We start from the raw sequence: 16,205 nt of genomic DNA, 5'->3' as shown, positions 1-16,205 counted from the left end.
CGTTACTGCTCATTAGCGAAAGTGATGGGTCATTAAATTATAAAGTTTCCCCTAATGATGTGGCCGTTATACACTTGCCGAAAATCGTGTGTAAATGAGGCTTTTTTTATGTTATCCGTTTATTTTCAGGGTGTTGCAATGGGGGCGGCGCTGATACTGCCGCTGGGTCCGCAGAATGCATTTGTGATGAACCAGGGTGTGCGCCGCCAGTATCATCTGATGACCGCCGCGCTCTGTACGCTCAGCGATATTCTGCTGATCTGCGGCGGTATTTTTGGCGGCAGCGCGCTGCTCAGCCAGTCGGTCCTGTTGCTGAATCTTGTCACCTGGGCGGGTGTGGCGTTCCTGCTTTGGTACGGCTGGGGCGCGATGCGCACCGCGTTCAGTGGCGATGTCCAGCTGGCCGCCGCCGGGGCGATGAAGCAGAGCCGCTGGCGGATCATTGCCACCATGATCGCCGTGACCTGGCTTAACCCTCATGTTTACATCGACACTTTTGTTCTGCTGGGGAGCCTGGGAGGGCAACTGCCGGAAGAAGCGCGTCGCTGGTTTGCCTTTGGTTCTATCAGCACGTCAATTGTCTGGTTCTTCGGTCTGGCGATGTTAGCCGCCTGGCTGGCCCCGGTGCTGAACACACCGCGCGCCCAGCGCACTATCAATCTGCTGGTTGGCGGCGTGATGTGGGTCATTGCCTTCAAGCTGGCGATGCAGGCGCTGCAATTCTATTAACGGGAACTCACTTCCAGAATTCAGGTCATAGCGTGACGGGATACGGCGCTCTACACTGTATCGTGACGAATAGACGGAACATTACGCTGCCGCAGCCACCGGCTCCGTTAGCGCCCGAACCGATGCATACGACCCCCCATGGAGGACGCAGTGAAGCTCACTAAACTGGCTCTGGCCGCAATGATTGTACTGGGTAGTTTACCGCTGGTTACACAGGCTGATGAACTGCCTGCCGGCCCGCACGTGGTCACTTCTGGCCAGTCGAGCGTGGATGCCGCGCCGGATATTGCCACCCTGGCGATTGAAGTTAACATCACCGCGAAAGACGCCGCTGAAGCGAAAAAGCAGGCCGATACCCGCGTTCAGCAGTATTTTGATTTTCTGAATAAAAGCGGCATTGAGAAGAAAGATATCAATGCGGCCAACCTGCGTACTCAGCCGGAGTACGATTACCTGAAAGATGGCAAATCGGTGCTGAAAGGTTATCGTGCTGTTCGTCAGGTGCAGGTTACGCTGCGTCAGTTGGATAAACTCAACGAGCTGCTGGACGGCGCGCTGAAAAATGGCCTGAACGAGATCCGCTCCGTTGAACTGGGCGTGGCCGATCCTGAACAGTATCGTCAGAAGGCGCGTAAAGCGGCCATTGTTGATGCGATTAAGCAGGCGGGTGAACTGGCTCAGGGCTTTGGCAGCAAGCTTGGCCCGGTTTACAGCGTGCGCTATCACGTCGCCAACTACCAGCCAATGCCAATGGCGCGGATGTATAAAGCGGCAGACGCGGCACCGATGACATCTGCAGCGCAAACTTATGAACAGCAGAGCATTCACTTCGACGATCAGGTTGATGTGGTCTTTGAACTGCAGCGCAACCCTTAAGCCATAACGCACTGCGGGCGGACCAGAAAAACTGGCCCGCCCGCATATCGCTGAATGCTGTTCCTGCCTAAACCGTATCCTGACGCAGAACGCGATGCCCGTGAGCCAGCAGCGCATCGGTCACTTTGCGCATCAGGCGGCTTTCCGGGGCAAAACGGTGCCAGTAGAGCATGCGGCGCTGCAACAGGCCCGGTGTCAGATCGATCAGCTCACCTTCCGCCAGCTCGCGCTCAATTTGCAGATGCGGGATCATACAGCAGGTGGTTCCCTGACGCGCCAGCTGCACGAAGGCCTCCGACGAGTTCACTATATGGCAGGGAACGCTGCCCGGCGACAGATCGAAGTTCTGCTGCAAAAATGCCTGGTGCATATCATCCAGATGGTCAAACGCCACTGCCGGTGCTTTCAGCAGCGCGGAGCGGGTAACGCCATTCGGGAAGTAGCGCGCGGCAAACTCTTTCGAGCCGACAAACAGGTAGTCCAGAGCGCCCAACTGATCGACAAGGCAGCTCGGCAGCGGCTGGGGCTGAATACTGATTGCGCCCACCACTTCACCGCGGCGCAGGCGTTCCTGGGTTCGCGTTTCATCTTCAACCTGAATATTCAGGCGAACCGGGGAATCGGTCAGTACGGTTTTCAACGCCGGTAACAGCCAGGTTGCCAGACTGTCGGCGTTCACCGCCAGCGACAGCAATAGCGGCGTTGTGCCTCCGCTGTCATCGCCAAGCCACTCTTCCTCAAGCAGCTCTACCTGGTGCAACAGCGCCAACAGTTTTTGCCCCTGTTCGGTTGGGCGAGGCGGGACGGTTCGCACCAGCAGCGGCTGACCAAACATATTTTCCAGCTGTTTGATACGCTGTGAAACCGCTGACTGGGTAATACAGAGCTTTTGTGCGGCGCGTTCAAAGCCGCGTTCACGAATCACTGCATCCAGCGCCTGAAGCGTTCGATAATCGGGACGTTTCATTAATCGTTATACTCTTCTCAGGTGTGGTTTAAGCACTATGCCACAATTTTTATCTTTTGCGCGGGCAAACGTCACTTTGTGAATCAACCACTTTGTGGGCCAGCTTCCATTCCTGCTCATCTGTCACTCTCATGGGCGATTATTTTTGCAGTCATTGCTTTATACTACGCGCACACAGTGACTTACAGGTTTAAACATATCATGACGCAGGATGAACTGAAAAAAGCCGTTGGCTGGGCAGCGCTCGACTACGTGACTCCCGGCACTATTGTTGGCGTAGGGACCGGCTCTACCGCCGCGCATTTTATTGATGCACTGGGATCGATCAAACACCAGATTGAAGGCGCGGTTTCCAGCTCGGAAGCGTCCACTGTCAAACTGAAAAGCTTAGGCATCCACGTTTTCAACCTTAATGAAGTTGACTCGCTGGCGGTCTATGTTGACGGCGCTGACGAGATTAACGGCCAGATGCAGATGATTAAAGGCGGCGGAGCCGCGCTGACCCGCGAGAAAATCGTTGCGGCGGTCGCTGAGCGCTTTATCTGTATTGCTGACGCCACTAAGCAGGTTGACGTATTGGGCAAGTTCCCACTGCCGGTTGAAGTGATCCCCATGGCGCGTTCCTATGTTGCGCGCGAGCTGGTGAAACTGGGTGGGTTACCCGAGTATCGTCAGGATGTGGTTACCGACAACGGCAATATCATTCTGGATGTCTACAACCTTAAGATCCTCGACCCGATTGCGCTGGAAGTGGCCATTAATGCCCTGCCTGGTGTGGTGACCGTTGGGTTGTTTGCTGCCCGTGGCGCGGATGTGGCGTTAATCGGCACTGCCGACGGCGTGAAGACTATTACCAAATGATCTGTCAGGCACCCGTGTGGTGCCTGTTATTTCGTTATAAAAAACATCTTTTATTCTACAGTCAAAATTTAGTGACTTATGTCACAGTAGATGACTCAGCCGCGCGATCCTCCTGAAGCTATGCAACGCATCATGATTTTCTATCGGTTTGTTCTGAGAGCGCGCGCCGGCGTGCTGTAGGGCAGGCAATCGTTTGTATTGCTGCCAGCGTAAATTTTGTTATTTTGACAGAAGGCAATCTTATATCCCCGTAACGTTTCACCTTGCTGCGCGAAGCCGCTGCGGAGAAATGAGCGGTAAAAGGGATTCAGCCACATCTGAAGTCTGCTAAATAAAGGTCGGGAAATGGCAAAAGTATCACTGGAGAAAGACAAGATTAAGTTCTTGCTGGTGGAAGGCGTACATCAGAGTGCGGTCGATAATCTGCGCGCTGTGGGTTACACCAACATTGAATTTCACAAAGGTGCACTGGATAGCGAGGCTCTGAAAGAGTCCATTCGCGATGCACACTTTATCGGGTTGCGTTCCCGTACTCAGCTTACCGAAGAGATCTTCGCCGCCGCTGAAAAGCTGGTAGCCGTGGGCTGCTTCTGTATCGGGACAAACCAGGTTGACCTGAATGCCGCTGCGTCTCGCGGTATCCCGGTGTTTAATGCACCTTTCTCCAATACCCGATCCGTAGCTGAACTGGTTATCGGCGAGCTTCTGCTGATGCTGCGCGGCGTGCCTGCTGCAAACGCCAAAGCGCACCGTGGCGTATGGCATAAACTGGCGGTAGGTTCGTTTGAAGCGCGTGGCAAAAAGCTGGGCATCATCGGCTATGGCCATATCGGGATGCAGCTGGGCGTGCTGGCTGAGAGCCTGGGCATGCACGTGTTCTTCTACGATATAGAAAGCAAGCTGCCGCTGGGTAATGCAACTCAGGTGCAGCATCTTTCTGACCTGCTCAACATGAGCGATGTGGTGAGCCTGCACGTGCCTGAAACGCAGTCCACGCAAAATATGATGGGCGCGGAAGAGCTGGCACTGATGAAGCCGGGTTCACTGTTAATCAACGCCTCGCGCGGTACCGTGGTCGATATCCCTGCGCTGTGCAAAGTGCTGGCGGATAAACACCTGGCCGGTGCGGCGATTGACGTCTTCCCTGAAGAGCCAGCGACCAACAGCGATCCGTTTAATTCGCCGCTGTGCGAGTTCGACAACGTGATCCTGACCCCGCATATTGGTGGTTCAACTCAGGAAGCGCAGGAAAACATCGGTATCGAAGTGGCTGGCAAGCTGGCGAAATACTCTGACAACGGTTCTACACTGTCCGCAGTTAACTTCCCGGAAGCTTCGCTGCCGATGCACGGTACCAGCGTCAGCCGTCTGCTGCATATCCACGAAAACCGCCCTGGCGTGCTGACCGCCATCAACCTGATCTTTGCCGATCAGGGCATCAACATCTCGGCCCAGTATCTGCAAACTACGCCGCAGATGGGTTATGTGGTTATCGACGTTGATGCAACGCAGGAAGTGGCGGATAAAGCGCTACAGCTGATGAAGGCGATTCCTGGTACTATCCGCGCGCGTCTGCTGTACTAATCCAGCTGGCGGACCGCAGAGTTTAGCGGCAAATGAGCTAAGGGCGACCTTCGGGTCGCCTTTTTTATTTCACCACTGCCAGATTTTCGACGGCGTAATCAGCGCGGGCAGCGGAATATCCCACGCGGCCGTTGGGATTTTTTCTACCTGCTGGCAGTCATGCGCCAGTCCGACCGGTAAAAAACCGTGCTGCTGCCAGTTTTGCAGCGTGCGGTCGTAAAATCCTCCACCCATTCCCAGGCGCTGGCCCTGTGCATCAAACGCGACCAGCGGTACCAGCAGTACGTCCAGCTGGCTCAGCGGCAGCAGGTTGCGGATATCCAACGGCGGTTCCGGGATGCGCAGGCGATTTTTTTTTAATTCGCTTTGTTCATCGTAGCGGATAAACAGCAGATTTCCGGGAGAGAAAGGGTGCAGTACGGGCAGATAAACCTGCTGCTTACGCTGCCACAGTTTGGCAATCAGCGGTCGGGTATTCAGTTCACCGTCAACGGAGAGGAACAGCGCGATATTTTTAGCCCGCGTCAGCGGCGCGAAGCTGAGTGCGTGTTCCGCAGCCTGCACGGCAGCCAGCTGCTGTTGCTCATCGCTGAGCGCCCGGCGAAGATGACGTACGTGAGTGCGGATATCCTGACGGTCGGAAAGATTAAGGCTCATCGCGTTGGCTGACTCCGTTAAACGATGTCGTTGAGTGCCACTAGCGTAGAAAAGAAACCGTACAGAAGGAAGAGTAATGCAGAAAAAAGTGAGAATCTCCGAGATGCCGCCGCAGGCTGTAACCCTTGAACCCCTGGTTCAAGGTGAGTATGCCGTCGTAACCATCAGGCTTCCCGGACGAGCCGGGCATGCGCACAGGATACAGAGCGCCACACTCTGTTTGGTATGAAATATCGGCTCAGGGGACTGGCCCGCTTGCAAACATCTCAGAGAAATTTTGTGCTTCACCGTCATCGTATCACAGGTAACGATAAAGTGTTATTCGAACTTCGCACCAGTACGTTCAGTAATGCGACCTTGCTCAAGCAGTGCCTGCTCAATGGTCTGCTGCAGCATGCGGATACGCTGCTCCATGTTAGACGCATAGTCACGTGTTTTGACTTTTTCCTGCGCCAGCTCATGGCAAATGTTCAGTGCCGCAATAAATACCAACTGCTCTGTATTTGTGACTCTAGTGCGAACTTTTAAGTCTTGCAACCGTTGATTGAGGTCTTCGGCAGCCAGATTCAGCGCATCTTGCTGTTCGGGCGGACAATTTACTCTTAATGAACGGCCAAAAATTTGAAGATCTACCGGTTGTGCAGACATGCCACCTTCCTGACTGAATACTGCGCCCGCAAATACCCTTACCACTCAATGGGCCGGGAGGGGCGACACTATAAACTACCCCTGAGAGAAGAAACAACCCCTTTAATGGAATCCTTGAGGTACCTGGTGGTAGCATAACACGAACTTATTCAGCCAACGATGACGAAAACGAATGTCACTATCTAACGTAATGCCGGGTTACAACACTCTGGCTTCAGCACTTACACAGCAGGGCGTAGGTATGACCCCCGCCGAAATGCACGGTTTGATCAGCGGTCTGCTCTGCGGCGGTAATCAGGACAGCAGCTGGCAGGCGCTGGTTCATGACCTGACCAATGAAGGTATGGCTTTCTCCCAGTCTCTGTCGCTGCCGCTGCAGGAGCTGCATCAGGCCATTGGCGATTCTCTCGAAGATGACGGCTTTATGTTCCAGCTTTATCTGCCGGACGATGAGGATATTACCGTGTTTGACCGCGCCGACGCGTTGGCGGGATGGGTCAACCATTTCCTGCTGGGTCTGGGTGTTACTCAGCCTAAGCTGGATAAAGTGAAGGGTGAAACCGGCGAAGCCATCGACGATCTGCGTACCATCGCTCAGTTGGGCTACGACGAAGATGAAGATCAGGACGAGCTGGAGCAGTCGCTGGAAGAGGTGATCGAGTACGTGCGCGTTGCCGCGCTGCTGTGCCACGATACCTTTACCCGTTCGTCACCTACCAACGTGGTCGTGCAAAAGCCAACCCTGCATTAAGCAAAAGCATGCCCTGAAGGCTTGCAAGCGGTGAATCCGTAACTTAAGGAGAGCAAATGACCCAGCAGGAATTTTTACGCCGTCGCCAGGCGCTGTTAGCGAAAATGGCCCCCGGCAGTGCGGCACTGATTTTTGCCGCGCCGGAAGTGACGCGCAGTAACGACAGCGAATACCCCTACCGCCAAAATAGTGATTTCTGGTATTTCACCGGATTTAACGAGCCGGAAGCGGTATTAATTCTGATTAAAAGTAACGAGAGTCATAACCACAGCGTGCTGTTTAACCGCGTGCGCGATCTCACCGCTGAGATCTGGTTTGGCCGTCGTCTGGGTCAGGATGCCGCACCGCAAGCGCTGTCTGTGGATCGCGCGCTGCCGTGGGGCGAGATTGGCGAACAGCTTCATCTGCTGCTTAACGGACTCGACGTGGTGTACCACGCGCAGGGCCAGTATGGTCAGATGGATGAAATCGTCTTTAGCGCCCTGGAGAAACTGCGTCGCGGTTCACGGCAGAACCTTTCAGCACCGGCAACGCTGACCGACTGGCGTCCCTGGGTACACGAAATGCGCCTGATTAAATCGGCTGAAGAGCAGGCGGTGCTGCGCGAGGCCGGTCGCATCAGCGCGCTGGCACATACCCGTGCAATGGAGAAGTCACGCCCCGGGATGTACGAATATCAGCTGGAAGGCGAAATTCATCATGAATTTAATCGCCACGGAGCACGTTTTCCTTCTTACAACACTATCGTTGGTGCCGGAGAAAACGGCTGCATTCTGCACTACACCGAAAACGAAAGTCAGATGCGCGATGGCCAGCTGGTGCTGATCGATGCCGGCTGTGAATATCAGGGGTACGCCGGTGATATTACCCGTACCTTCCCGGTTGGCGGTAAATTCACCGCGCCGCAGCGTGAAATCTACGACATCGTTCTCGCCTCGTTGTATAAAGCGCTGGCGCTGTATCGCCCCGGCACCAGCATTCGTGAAGTGACGGCGGAAGTGGTGACGATTATGGTCAGCGGGTTGGTGGATCTGGGCATTCTGCACGGCGATGTTGATACGCTGATTGCCGAACAGGCGCATCGCCCGTTCTTTATGCACGGCCTCAGCCACTGGCTGGGGCTGGACGTGCATGACGTCGGCCATTACGGCGTGGACCGCGATCGGCTTCTCGAACCGGGCATGGTACTGACCATTGAGCCGGGTCTGTATATCGCACCGGATGCCGATGTCCCCGCTCAGTATCGCGGTATCGGCATTCGCATTGAGGATGACATCATTATCACCGCGGACGGCAACGAAAATCTGACCGATACGGTAGTAAAAGATGCCGATGAAATTGAAGCACTGATGGCGGCAGCGAAGCAGCAATGAGCATAATAATTGCAGGGGGAGGAATGGCCGGCGCGACACTGGCTCTGGCGATCTCCCATCTGACACAGGGACAGCTGGCGGTGACGCTGGTTGAAGCCAGGGAACCTGAAAGCCGGACGCATCCGGGTTTTGACGGGCGGGCTATTGCGCTGGCGGAAGGCACCAGCCAGCAGCTGGCGGCGATCAATTTATGGTCGGCGCTGGAGTCTTGTGCCACGCCGATAACCCACGTTCACGTGAGCGATCGCGGCCATGCCAGTTTTGTTTCACTGGATGCTGCCGACTATGGCGTTTCGGCGCTGGGCCACGTGGTGGAACTGCACGACGTTGGGCAGCGGCTGTTTGCCCGGCTTAAGCAGGCACCCGGCATCACGCTGTGCTGCCCGAATACCGTGGCGAACGTCGCGCGTACGCAGCAGCAGGTTAGCGTTACGCTGGACAACGGCGACGTGCTGGATGCCGACTTACTGGTGGCGGCTGATGGTACGCGTTCAAAAGTCGCGGCGGCCTGTGGGATGCAGTGGAACAGCGATAACTATCAGCAGGTGGCGGTGATTGCCAATGTCTCCACCCAGCTACCACACGGCGGGCAGGCGTTTGAGCGATTTACCGAACACGGCCCGCTGGCACTGCTGCCGATGTCTGGCGGGCGCAGCTCTTTGGTCTGGTGTCATCCGCTGGCACAGAAAAGCGCAGTTGACGGCTGGAGCGATCAGCGCTTTCTCAGCGAGCTTCAGCGCGCTTTCGGCTGGCGTCTGGGGCGATTCACTCAGGTTGGTCAGCGCCACAGCTATCCGCTACAGCTGCAAACCGCTTCACAGCATATTTCTCACCGCCTTGCGCTGGTGGGCAACGCCGCCCAGACGCTGCACCCTATTGCCGGGCAGGGATTCAATCTGGGTATTCGCGATGTGATGTCACTGGCCGAAACGGTGGCTGCCGCCTGGCGCAGTGGGCAGGGCGTGGGCGATTATGCCACCCTGCATCATTATCAACAGCGCCGCCAGCCGGATGTTCAGGCCACGATTGGTGTGACCGATGGTCTGGTCCGGCTGTTTGCCAATCGCTATATGTCGCTAACGATAGGGCGCAATCTTGGGCTGCTGGCGATGGATCATCTGCCGCCATTACGTAATTTGCTGGCTGAGCGCACGTTAGGCTGGGTTAAGCGTTGAGGAGAAAGCAGTAATGCAAACATTTGATGTCATCGTCGCCGGTGGCGGTATGGTTGGTCTTGCGGTGGCCTGTGGCCTGCAGGGGAGTGGCCTGCGCGTGGCGGTGCTGGAGCGCGAAGCGCCGGTTGCCGCTGCCGCTGATGCGCCCCATGCGCTGCGCGTTTCGGCCATTAACGCCGCCAGCGAGAGGCTGCTGCAGCATCTTGGCGTCTGGAACACGATCCTTGCCACGCGTGCCAGCGCCTATCACGGCATGGAAGTCTGGGATCGCGATAGCTTTGGTCATATCACCTTTGACGATGAACAGCAGGGCCTGCCGCATCTGGGGCACATTATTGAAAACCGGGTGATTCACCAGGCGCTGTGGCAGCATGCAGAGAGCCTGAGCGATATCACGCTGATTTCGCCAGCTGAACTGCAGCAGGTTGCTTTTGGCGATAACGAAGCGTTTGTGACGCTGAAAGACGGCAGCATGATGACCGCCCGTCTGCTGGTGGCCGCCGACGGTGCGAACTCGTGGCTGCGGAACAAAGCGGATATTCCGTTAACCTTCTGGGATTATCAGCATCATGCGCTGGTCGCTAATATTCGTACCGAGAAGCCGCATGATGCGGTGGCCCGGCAGGTATTCCACGGCGAAGGTATTCTGGCCTTCCTGCCGCTGAGCGATCCGCATTTGTGCTCTATTGTCTGGTCGCTACCGCCGCAGGAAGCCACTCGCCTGCAATCAATGCCGGAAGAGGTGTTTAACCAGCAGCTGTCGGTGCATTTTGATCTGCGTCTGGGGCTGTGCGAGCTGGAAAGCGATCGTCAGGTATTCCCGCTGATGGGGCGCTTTGCGCGCAGTTTTGCCGCCCATCGCCTGGCGCTGGTGGGCGATGCTGCCCACACTATCCACCCGCTGGCGGGCCAGGGTGTGAATCTTGGCTTTATGGATGCCGCTGAGCTAATTGGCGAAATTCGGCGCCTGCATCAGCAGGGGCGGGATATCGGTGAGCATCTGTATCTCAGGCGCTATGAGCGCAACCGCAAGCACAGCGCGGCACTGATGCTGGCCAGCATGCAGGGTTTCCGCGAACTGTTTGACGGTGATAATCCGGCGAAAAAGCTGTTGCGCGATGTCGGGCTGGCGCTTGCGGATAAGCTGCCTGGCGTAAAGCCGAAGTTGCTGAAGCAGGCGATGGGGCTGCATGATTTGCCCGAGTGGCTGCGTTAACGGGTCGAGACTCTGGTTTGTTCCGACTCTGACAGGGAGCTGAATGCTTTATGGGAGTGTTAACCGTGTTGTTTTCTTGATGCGGTGCTCACGCTAACCGGCGGCTCCCTCGCCCGGGCGGTCCTCGCGTCGCGCTTTGCGCGATGCCTTCACTTCACTCGTCAGCCTTCGTACCGGAGCAGACGGAGCGTCCTGCCCCGGCTACCCCTTTCGCCAGCGTCCTGCTGGCTCATACTGGCTTCCTCATTCCGTTCAGCGCTGCGGATTGCCCGTTCGAGGGAGTCGCCGGTTTGCTTAGTCACTTCTGCATCGCCGAATTCCCTCTTTTTAATCCCGCTTGCACCAATGGTGCACCCGCCGCCCCATCATTGTGCTTCGTTTGAATTATTCTAATTTTACGCATTCATTCGCATTATTTTTACTAATGCGATAAGAAAATTCCCGGAGTCGTTTTTTATACATCGAATGCGGAATCTTTGCGATTCATCTGCATTGAAGGCTATTTATTATTGTTTTTGTGTTAATTTTTTCAATTAAGTAGCGATTGATACTGGTAGTGAGTGCGGGGGCTTTATTGCTGAACTGTGATTTCGACCCCGTTTAACTTATGGTTAATTGCCATTTTCGGTGGTAACTTCAAAGCCAAGATAACGTTTGCGTCAGACCGCTAACGAGCGGTAAACAGGCGCGTCAATCACTCTGCATCCACAAGGATGGCGGACAGACAGCACAGGAAGACTATGACTCAGCAAACCCCGTTGTTCGAACAGCATCAAGCCTGCGGTGCGCGCATGGTGGACTTTCACGGTTGGATGATGCCGCTGCATTACGGTTCACAGATTGATGAGCATCATGCGGTGCGTACCGATGCCGGAATGTTCGACGTTTCGCATATGACCATTGTCGATCTGCATGGTGCCCGCACGCGGGAGTTCCTGCGCTATCTGCTGGCGAACGACGTGGCAAAACTGACACAGCCGGGCAAAGCGCTTTACACCGGCATGCTGAATGCTTCCGCTGGCGTTATCGACGATCTGATTGTTTACTTTATGCGCGAAGACTTTTTCCGACTGGTGGTGAACTCCGCTACCCGCGAAAAGGATCTGGCATGGATCTCTGAACACGCGGCACCTTACGGCATCGAAATCAACGAGCGTGATGATTTAGCGCTGGTCGCGGTGCAGGGCCCGAATGCCCAGCAGAAAGCGCAGACGCTTTTTGATGAGGCTCAGCGCGCGGCGGTCAGCGGTATGAAGCCGTTCTTCGGCGTGCAGGCGGGCGATCTGTTTATCGCCACCACTGGTTATACCGGTGAAGCGGGCTATGAAATTGCCTTGCCGTCTGACCAGGTGGTGTCGTTCTGGCAAGGGCTGCTGGCGGCAGGCGTTAAGCCCGCAGGTCTTGGCGCACGCGACACGCTCCGACTGGAAGCGGGTATGAATCTGTACGGTCAGGAGATGGACGAAAGCGTCTCTCCGCTGGCGGCCAATATGGGCTGGACCATTGCGTGGGAGCCTGCCGACCGGGAATTTATTGGCCGTGAAGCCCTCGAATCCCAGCGCAAAACCGGCACCGAGCAGCTGGTTGGGCTGGTGATGACCGAAAAAGGCGTACTGCGTAACGAACTGCCGGTACGTTTCACTGACGCTGACGGTAACCTGCGTGAAGGCATTATCACCAGCGGATCGTTCTCCCCAACGCTGGGCTACAGCATTGCGCTGGCACGAGTTCCCGCCGGATTCGGTGAACAGGCCATTGTACAAATTCGCAACCGCGAAGTGCCGGTGCAGGTCACTAAACCTGTTTTTGTCCGCGCCAGTAAACCGGTAACAAAATAAATCTGAATCTACCCGTTCTGTCCGTGCCGGGCAGGGGCTGCAAACGCACCCGCGGCATGAGCGTTTAACGGAATTATCTTTTTTGGAGAATGTCGATGAGCAATGTACCAACCGATCTGAAATATCGTGACAGCCATGAATGGGTGCGCAAAGAAGCCGATGGCAGCTACACCGTAGGTATCACCGAACACGCTCAGGAACTGCTGGGTGACATGGTGTTTGTTGATCTGCCGGAAGTCGGGAATACCTACGCCCAGGGTGATGACTGCGCGGTAGCGGAGTCCGTTAAGGCGGCGTCCGATATCTATGCGCCCCTGAGTGGTGAAATCATTGCTGTTAACAGCGAGCTGGAATCCTCGCCGGAGCTGGTTAACAGCGATCCTTACAGCGACGGCTGGCTGTTCAAAATCAAAGCCAGCAATGAGTCCGAACTGAATGATTTGCTCAGCGCCGCCGACTATCAGGCGTCTATCGAAGAGTAATGCCTTAACCGGTCGCGGCGAGGGCGTAACGATTTCAGCCCTCGCCGCTGACAACGCCGGTGAGCCATCACCGGTAACCCTTTTGTCGCAATAAGCCCGAAGCAGGATTTACCGCTCATGACCCAGACTCTCAGCCAGCTTGAACATCACGGCGCGTTTATTGAACGCCACATCGGACCGTCGCCAGAGCAGCAGGCCACCATGCTGAATGCCGTCGGTGCAGATTCACTGACCGACCTGATCTCGTCGATTGTCCCCGCAGATATTCAGCTTCCCAGCCCGCCGCCGATTGGTGATGCGCTGACCGAACATCAGGCTCTGGCCGAGCTGAAGGCGATTGCGGCGCAGAATCAGCGTTATAAATCCTACATCGGCATGGGCTACACCCCGGTTCTGACGCCGCCGGTGATCCTGCGCAACATGCTGGAAAACCCGGGTTGGTACACCGCCTACACCCCTTACCAGCCGGAAGTTTCTCAGGGCCGCCTTGAGGCGCTGCTCAACTTCCAACAGCTGACGCTGGATCTGACCGGGCTGGATATTGCTTCCGCCTCGCTGCTGGATGAAGCAACCGCCGCAGCGGAAGCGATGGCGATGGCGAAACGCGTCAGTAAGCTGAAAAACGCTAACCGCTTCTTCGTAGCCGATGATGTACATCCGCAGACGCTGGACGTGGTGCGTACTCGTGCGGAGACCTTTGGTTTTGAGGTGCTGGTCGATAAAGCGGAAAAAGTTCTTGAGCTGCAGGATGTCTTTGGCGTGCTGTTACAGCAGGTGGGTACCGGTGGTGAAGTGCATGATTACGGCAGCCTGATTAGCGAGCTGAAAAACAAAAAGATCGTGGTCAGCGTGGCCGCCGACTTTATGACCCTGGTGCTGCTGCAGGCGCCGGGTAAACAGGGCGCGGATATCGTCTTTGGCTCGGCTCAGCGTTTCGGCGTACCGATGGGTTACGGCGGTCCACACGCGGCTTTCTTTGCCGCCCGTGACGAACACAAGCGTTCCATGCCTGGCCGTATCATCGGCGTTTCCCGCGATGCCGCCGGAAATACCGCGCTGCGCATGGCGATGCAGACCCGCGAGCAGCATATCCGCCGCGAGAAAGCGAACTCCAATATCTGTACCTCACAGGTGCTGTTGGCCAATATCGCCAGCCTGTATGCGGTGTTCCACGGCCCGGTCGGGCTGAAGCGTATTGCCGGGCGCATCCATCGCCTGACCGATATCCTGGCCGCCGGACTGCAAAAAGGCGGTCTGACCCTGCGCCACCGCAGCTGGTTTGATACGCTGACGGTGGAGGTAGCCGATAAAGCGGCAGTGCTGGAACGCGCCCTGAGTTTCGGCGTCAACCTGCGCACCGACATTCTGCACGCGGTAGGGATTACCCTGGATGAAACCACCCGTCGTGAAGATGTCGCGGCGCTGTTCTCTATCCTGCTGGGTGAAGAGCACGGTCTGGACATCGATGCGCTGGATGCTCAGCTCAGCGTTGACAGCCACTCCGTTCCACCAGCCATGCTGCGTGAGGATGCCATTCTGACGCATCCGGTGTTCAACCGTCATCACAGCGAAACGGAGATGATGCGCTATATGCACAGCCTGGAGCGGAAAGACCTGGCGCTGAACCAGGCGATGATCCCGCTGGGCTCCTGCACCATGAAGCTGAACGCGGCTGCTGAGATGATCCCGATTACCTGGCCGGAATTTGCCGAGCTACATCCGTTCTGCCCGGCAGAGCAGGCTACCGGCTATCTGCAGATGATCGGCCAGCTTTCCCAGTGGCTGGTGCAGCTAACCGGCTACGATGCGCTGTGCATGCAGCCGAACTCGGGCGCGCAGGGCGAATATGCCGGTCTGCTGGCGATCCGTCGTTACCATGAAAGCCGTAACGAAGGCGGCCGCAATATTTGTCTGATCCCCAGCTCCGCTCACGGCACCAACCCGGCTTCCGCGCAGATGGCGGGAATGGACGTGGCGGTCGTTGCCTGCGATCGTCAGGGAAATATCGATCTGCACGACCTGCGCCTTAAGGCGGAACAGGCGGGTGAAGCGCTCTCCTGCATTATGGTGACCTACCCGTCAACCCACGGTGTGTACGAAGAAACCATTCGTGAAGTCTGCCAGATCGTTCATCAGTTTGGCGGTCAGGTTTATCTGGACGGCGCCAATATGAACGCGCAGGTGGGCATCACCACGCCAGGCTATATTGGTGCGGATGTTTCGCACCTCAATCTGCATAAAACCTTCTGTATTCCGCACGGCGGTGGCGGTCCGGGCATGGGCCCAATTGGCGTAAAAGCGCATCTGGCACCGTTTGTACCGGGTCACAGCGTTGTGCAGATTGAAGGCATGTTGACCGAGCAGGGCGCGGTATCCGCAGCACCGTTCGGCAGTGCTTCTATTCTGCCAATCAGCTGGATGTATATTCGCATGATGGGCGCGGAGGGGCTGAAGCAGGCCAGTTCGGTAGCGATTCTGAATGCTAACTACATTGCAACCCGCCTGAAGTCGGCTTATCCGATTCTGTATACCGGTCGTGCTGGCCATGTTGCACACGAATGTATTCTGGATATTCGTCCGCTCAAAGAGCAGACCGGGATTAGCGAGCTGGACATCGCCAAGCGCCTGATCGATTACGGCTTCCACGCGCCGACCATGTCATTCCCGGTGGCGGGAACGCTGATGGTGGAACCAACCGAATCCGAAAGCAAAGTCGAACTTGACCGCTTTATCGATGCCATGCTTTCCATTCGTAATGAGATCGACCGCGTATCGTCGGGCGAATGGCCCGCTGAAGACAACCCGCTGGTTAATGCGCCGCATACCCAGATGGAAATCGTTGGCAGCTGGGAGCATCCTTACAGCCGCGAGCTGGCCGTGTTCCCGGCGGGCAGCGCCAACAAATACTGGCCAACGGTTAAGCGTCTGGACGATGTTTACGGCGACCGCAATCTGTTCTGTTCCTGCGTACCGATGAGTGAATACGAATAAGGCTGATGGCCTGATGTGATAGCTTTAAGGGATGACGTTAGTCGTCCCTTTTGCTTT

14 protein-coding genes and 1 other RNA gene are annotated in these 16,205 nt (G+C 56.1%); 11 read left to right on the top strand and 4 right to left on the bottom strand.

The window, feature by feature from the left end:
• Nucleotides 1–108: 108 nt before the first annotated feature.
• Together argO and AC07U6_RS07885 are read left to right on the top strand one after the other, a co-directional pair.
• Nucleotides 109–729 carry an arginine exporter ArgO gene (gene argO, locus AC07U6_RS07890; protein ID WP_494763731.1) on the top strand — a complete coding sequence of 207 codons (621 nt, stop codon included), beginning with the start codon at nt 109–111 and terminating at the stop codon, nt 727–729.
• A gap of 150 nt (nt 730–879) precedes the next feature.
• Nucleotides 880–1,605 carry an oxidative stress defense protein gene (locus AC07U6_RS07885; RefSeq protein ID WP_494763730.1) on the top strand — a complete coding sequence of 242 codons (726 nt, stop codon included), beginning with the start codon at nt 880–882 and terminating at the stop codon, nt 1,603–1,605.
• Nucleotides 1,606–1,672: 67 nt separating this feature from the next.
• Here the strand turns inward: AC07U6_RS07885 and AC07U6_RS07880 are convergent, their stop codons facing one another.
• Nucleotides 1,673–2,572, bottom strand: a complete 900-nt coding sequence (locus tag AC07U6_RS07880; protein WP_105592355.1) for a LysR family transcriptional regulator ArgP — start codon at nt 2,570–2,572, stop codon at nt 1,673–1,675.
• 201 nt (nt 2,573–2,773) lie between these two features.
• Here AC07U6_RS07880 and rpiA point away from each other — a divergent pair, with 201 nt between their 5' ends.
• Both rpiA and serA read left to right on the top strand, forming a co-directional pair.
• A complete protein-coding gene (rpiA, locus tag AC07U6_RS07875; protein WP_494763729.1) occupies nt 2,774–3,433 on the top strand; it encodes a ribose-5-phosphate isomerase RpiA in 660 nt (219 codons plus the stop codon).
• A 345-nt stretch (nt 3,434–3,778) separates the two neighbouring features.
• Complete coding sequence (serA, locus tag AC07U6_RS07870; protein ID WP_494763728.1) at nt 3,779–5,017, top strand: phosphoglycerate dehydrogenase; 1,239 nt, start codon at nt 3,779–3,781, stop codon at nt 5,015–5,017.
• A 69-nt stretch (nt 5,018–5,086) separates the two neighbouring features.
• On the opposite strand, the gene AC07U6_RS07865 is transcribed toward serA, so the two are convergent.
• The 3 genes from AC07U6_RS07865 to zapA all read right to left on the bottom strand — a co-directional run bounded on the left by AC07U6_RS07865 (nt 5,087) and on the right by zapA (nt 6,322).
• A complete protein-coding gene (locus AC07U6_RS07865; protein ID WP_494763727.1) occupies nt 5,087–5,674 on the bottom strand; it encodes a 5-formyltetrahydrofolate cyclo-ligase in 588 nt (195 codons plus the stop codon).
• Between the two features lie 91 nt (nt 5,675–5,765).
• Nucleotides 5,766–5,950, bottom strand: a non-coding RNA gene (gene ssrS / locus AC07U6_RS07860) — 6S RNA.
• Between the two features lie 42 nt (nt 5,951–5,992).
• Entirely contained in the window at nt 5,993–6,322 is a 330-nt protein-coding gene (gene zapA, locus AC07U6_RS07855; protein WP_105592351.1) for a cell division protein ZapA, read from the bottom strand.
• A 172-nt stretch (nt 6,323–6,494) separates the two neighbouring features.
• On the opposite strand from zapA, the gene AC07U6_RS07850 reads away from it, so the two are divergent.
• From AC07U6_RS07850 to gcvP, 7 genes are all read left to right on the top strand, one after another.
• Complete coding sequence (locus tag AC07U6_RS07850; RefSeq protein WP_105592350.1) at nt 6,495–7,073, top strand: YecA/YgfB family protein; 579 nt, start codon at nt 6,495–6,497, stop codon at nt 7,071–7,073.
• 56 nt (nt 7,074–7,129) lie between these two features.
• Nucleotides 7,130–8,446, top strand: coding sequence for a Xaa-Pro aminopeptidase (gene pepP / locus AC07U6_RS07845; protein ID WP_494763726.1), 1,317 nt, complete (start codon nt 7,130–7,132; stop codon nt 8,444–8,446).
• Nucleotides 8,443–9,621, top strand: coding sequence for a 2-octaprenyl-6-methoxyphenyl hydroxylase (gene ubiH / locus AC07U6_RS07840; RefSeq protein WP_494763725.1), 1,179 nt, complete (start codon nt 8,443–8,445; stop codon nt 9,619–9,621). The genes pepP and ubiH overlap by 4 nt, the downstream gene beginning before the upstream one ends.
• Before the next feature lie 13 nt (nt 9,622–9,634).
• The gene (gene ubiI, locus AC07U6_RS07835; protein WP_494763724.1) at nt 9,635–10,837 is read left to right on the top strand and encodes an FAD-dependent 2-octaprenylphenol hydroxylase; all 1,203 of its coding nucleotides are present in this window, start codon (nt 9,635–9,637) and stop codon (nt 10,835–10,837) included.
• A gap of 740 nt (nt 10,838–11,577) precedes the next feature.
• Nucleotides 11,578–12,675: a glycine cleavage system aminomethyltransferase GcvT gene (gene gcvT / locus AC07U6_RS07830; protein ID WP_494763723.1), complete on the top strand. Its 1,098-nt coding sequence runs from the start codon at nt 11,578–11,580 to the stop codon at nt 12,673–12,675.
• A gap of 95 nt (nt 12,676–12,770) precedes the next feature.
• Nucleotides 12,771–13,157: a glycine cleavage system protein GcvH gene (gcvH, locus tag AC07U6_RS07825; protein ID WP_105592345.1), complete on the top strand. Its 387-nt coding sequence runs from the start codon at nt 12,771–12,773 to the stop codon at nt 13,155–13,157.
• A 117-nt stretch (nt 13,158–13,274) separates the two neighbouring features.
• Nucleotides 13,275–16,148, top strand: coding sequence for an aminomethyl-transferring glycine dehydrogenase (gene gcvP / locus AC07U6_RS07820; protein ID WP_494763722.1), 2,874 nt, complete (start codon nt 13,275–13,277; stop codon nt 16,146–16,148).
• Nucleotides 16,149–16,205 lie beyond the last annotated feature (57 nt).

Source organism: Erwinia sp. GW821-FHT03D09 (assembly GCF_059420805.1).
The sequence above is the reverse complement of the archived record's forward strand: the minus strand, read 5'-3'. Positions and strand labels throughout refer to the sequence as shown.

What these genes read in the sequence shown, in the direction of transcription:
- ubiI (WP_494763724.1), top strand. Translation starts at nt 9,635, where the DNA reads ATGCAAACATTTGATGTCATCGTCGCCGGTGGCGGTATGGTTGGTCTT.
- argO (WP_494763731.1), top strand. Translation starts at nt 109, where the DNA reads ATGTTATCCGTTTATTTTCAGGGTGTTGCAATGGGGGCGGCGCTGATA.
- AC07U6_RS07865 (WP_494763727.1), bottom strand. Translation starts at nt 5,674, where the DNA reads ATGAGCCTTAATCTTTCCGACCGTCAGGATATCCGCACTCACGTACGT.
- ubiH (WP_494763725.1), top strand. Translation starts at nt 8,443, where the DNA reads ATGAGCATAATAATTGCAGGGGGAGGAATGGCCGGCGCGACACTGGCT.
- serA (WP_494763728.1), top strand. Translation starts at nt 3,779, where the DNA reads ATGGCAAAAGTATCACTGGAGAAAGACAAGATTAAGTTCTTGCTGGTG.
- AC07U6_RS07880 (WP_105592355.1), bottom strand. Translation starts at nt 2,572, where the DNA reads ATGAAACGTCCCGATTATCGAACGCTTCAGGCGCTGGATGCAGTGATT.
- gcvH (WP_105592345.1), top strand. Translation starts at nt 12,771, where the DNA reads ATGAGCAATGTACCAACCGATCTGAAATATCGTGACAGCCATGAATGG.
- AC07U6_RS07850 (WP_105592350.1), top strand. Translation starts at nt 6,495, where the DNA reads ATGTCACTATCTAACGTAATGCCGGGTTACAACACTCTGGCTTCAGCA.
- rpiA (WP_494763729.1), top strand. Translation starts at nt 2,774, where the DNA reads ATGACGCAGGATGAACTGAAAAAAGCCGTTGGCTGGGCAGCGCTCGAC.
- gcvT (WP_494763723.1), top strand. Translation starts at nt 11,578, where the DNA reads ATGACTCAGCAAACCCCGTTGTTCGAACAGCATCAAGCCTGCGGTGCG.
- zapA (WP_105592351.1), bottom strand. Translation starts at nt 6,322, where the DNA reads ATGTCTGCACAACCGGTAGATCTTCAAATTTTTGGCCGTTCATTAAGA.
- pepP (WP_494763726.1), top strand. Translation starts at nt 7,130, where the DNA reads ATGACCCAGCAGGAATTTTTACGCCGTCGCCAGGCGCTGTTAGCGAAA.
- gcvP (WP_494763722.1), top strand. Translation starts at nt 13,275, where the DNA reads ATGACCCAGACTCTCAGCCAGCTTGAACATCACGGCGCGTTTATTGAA.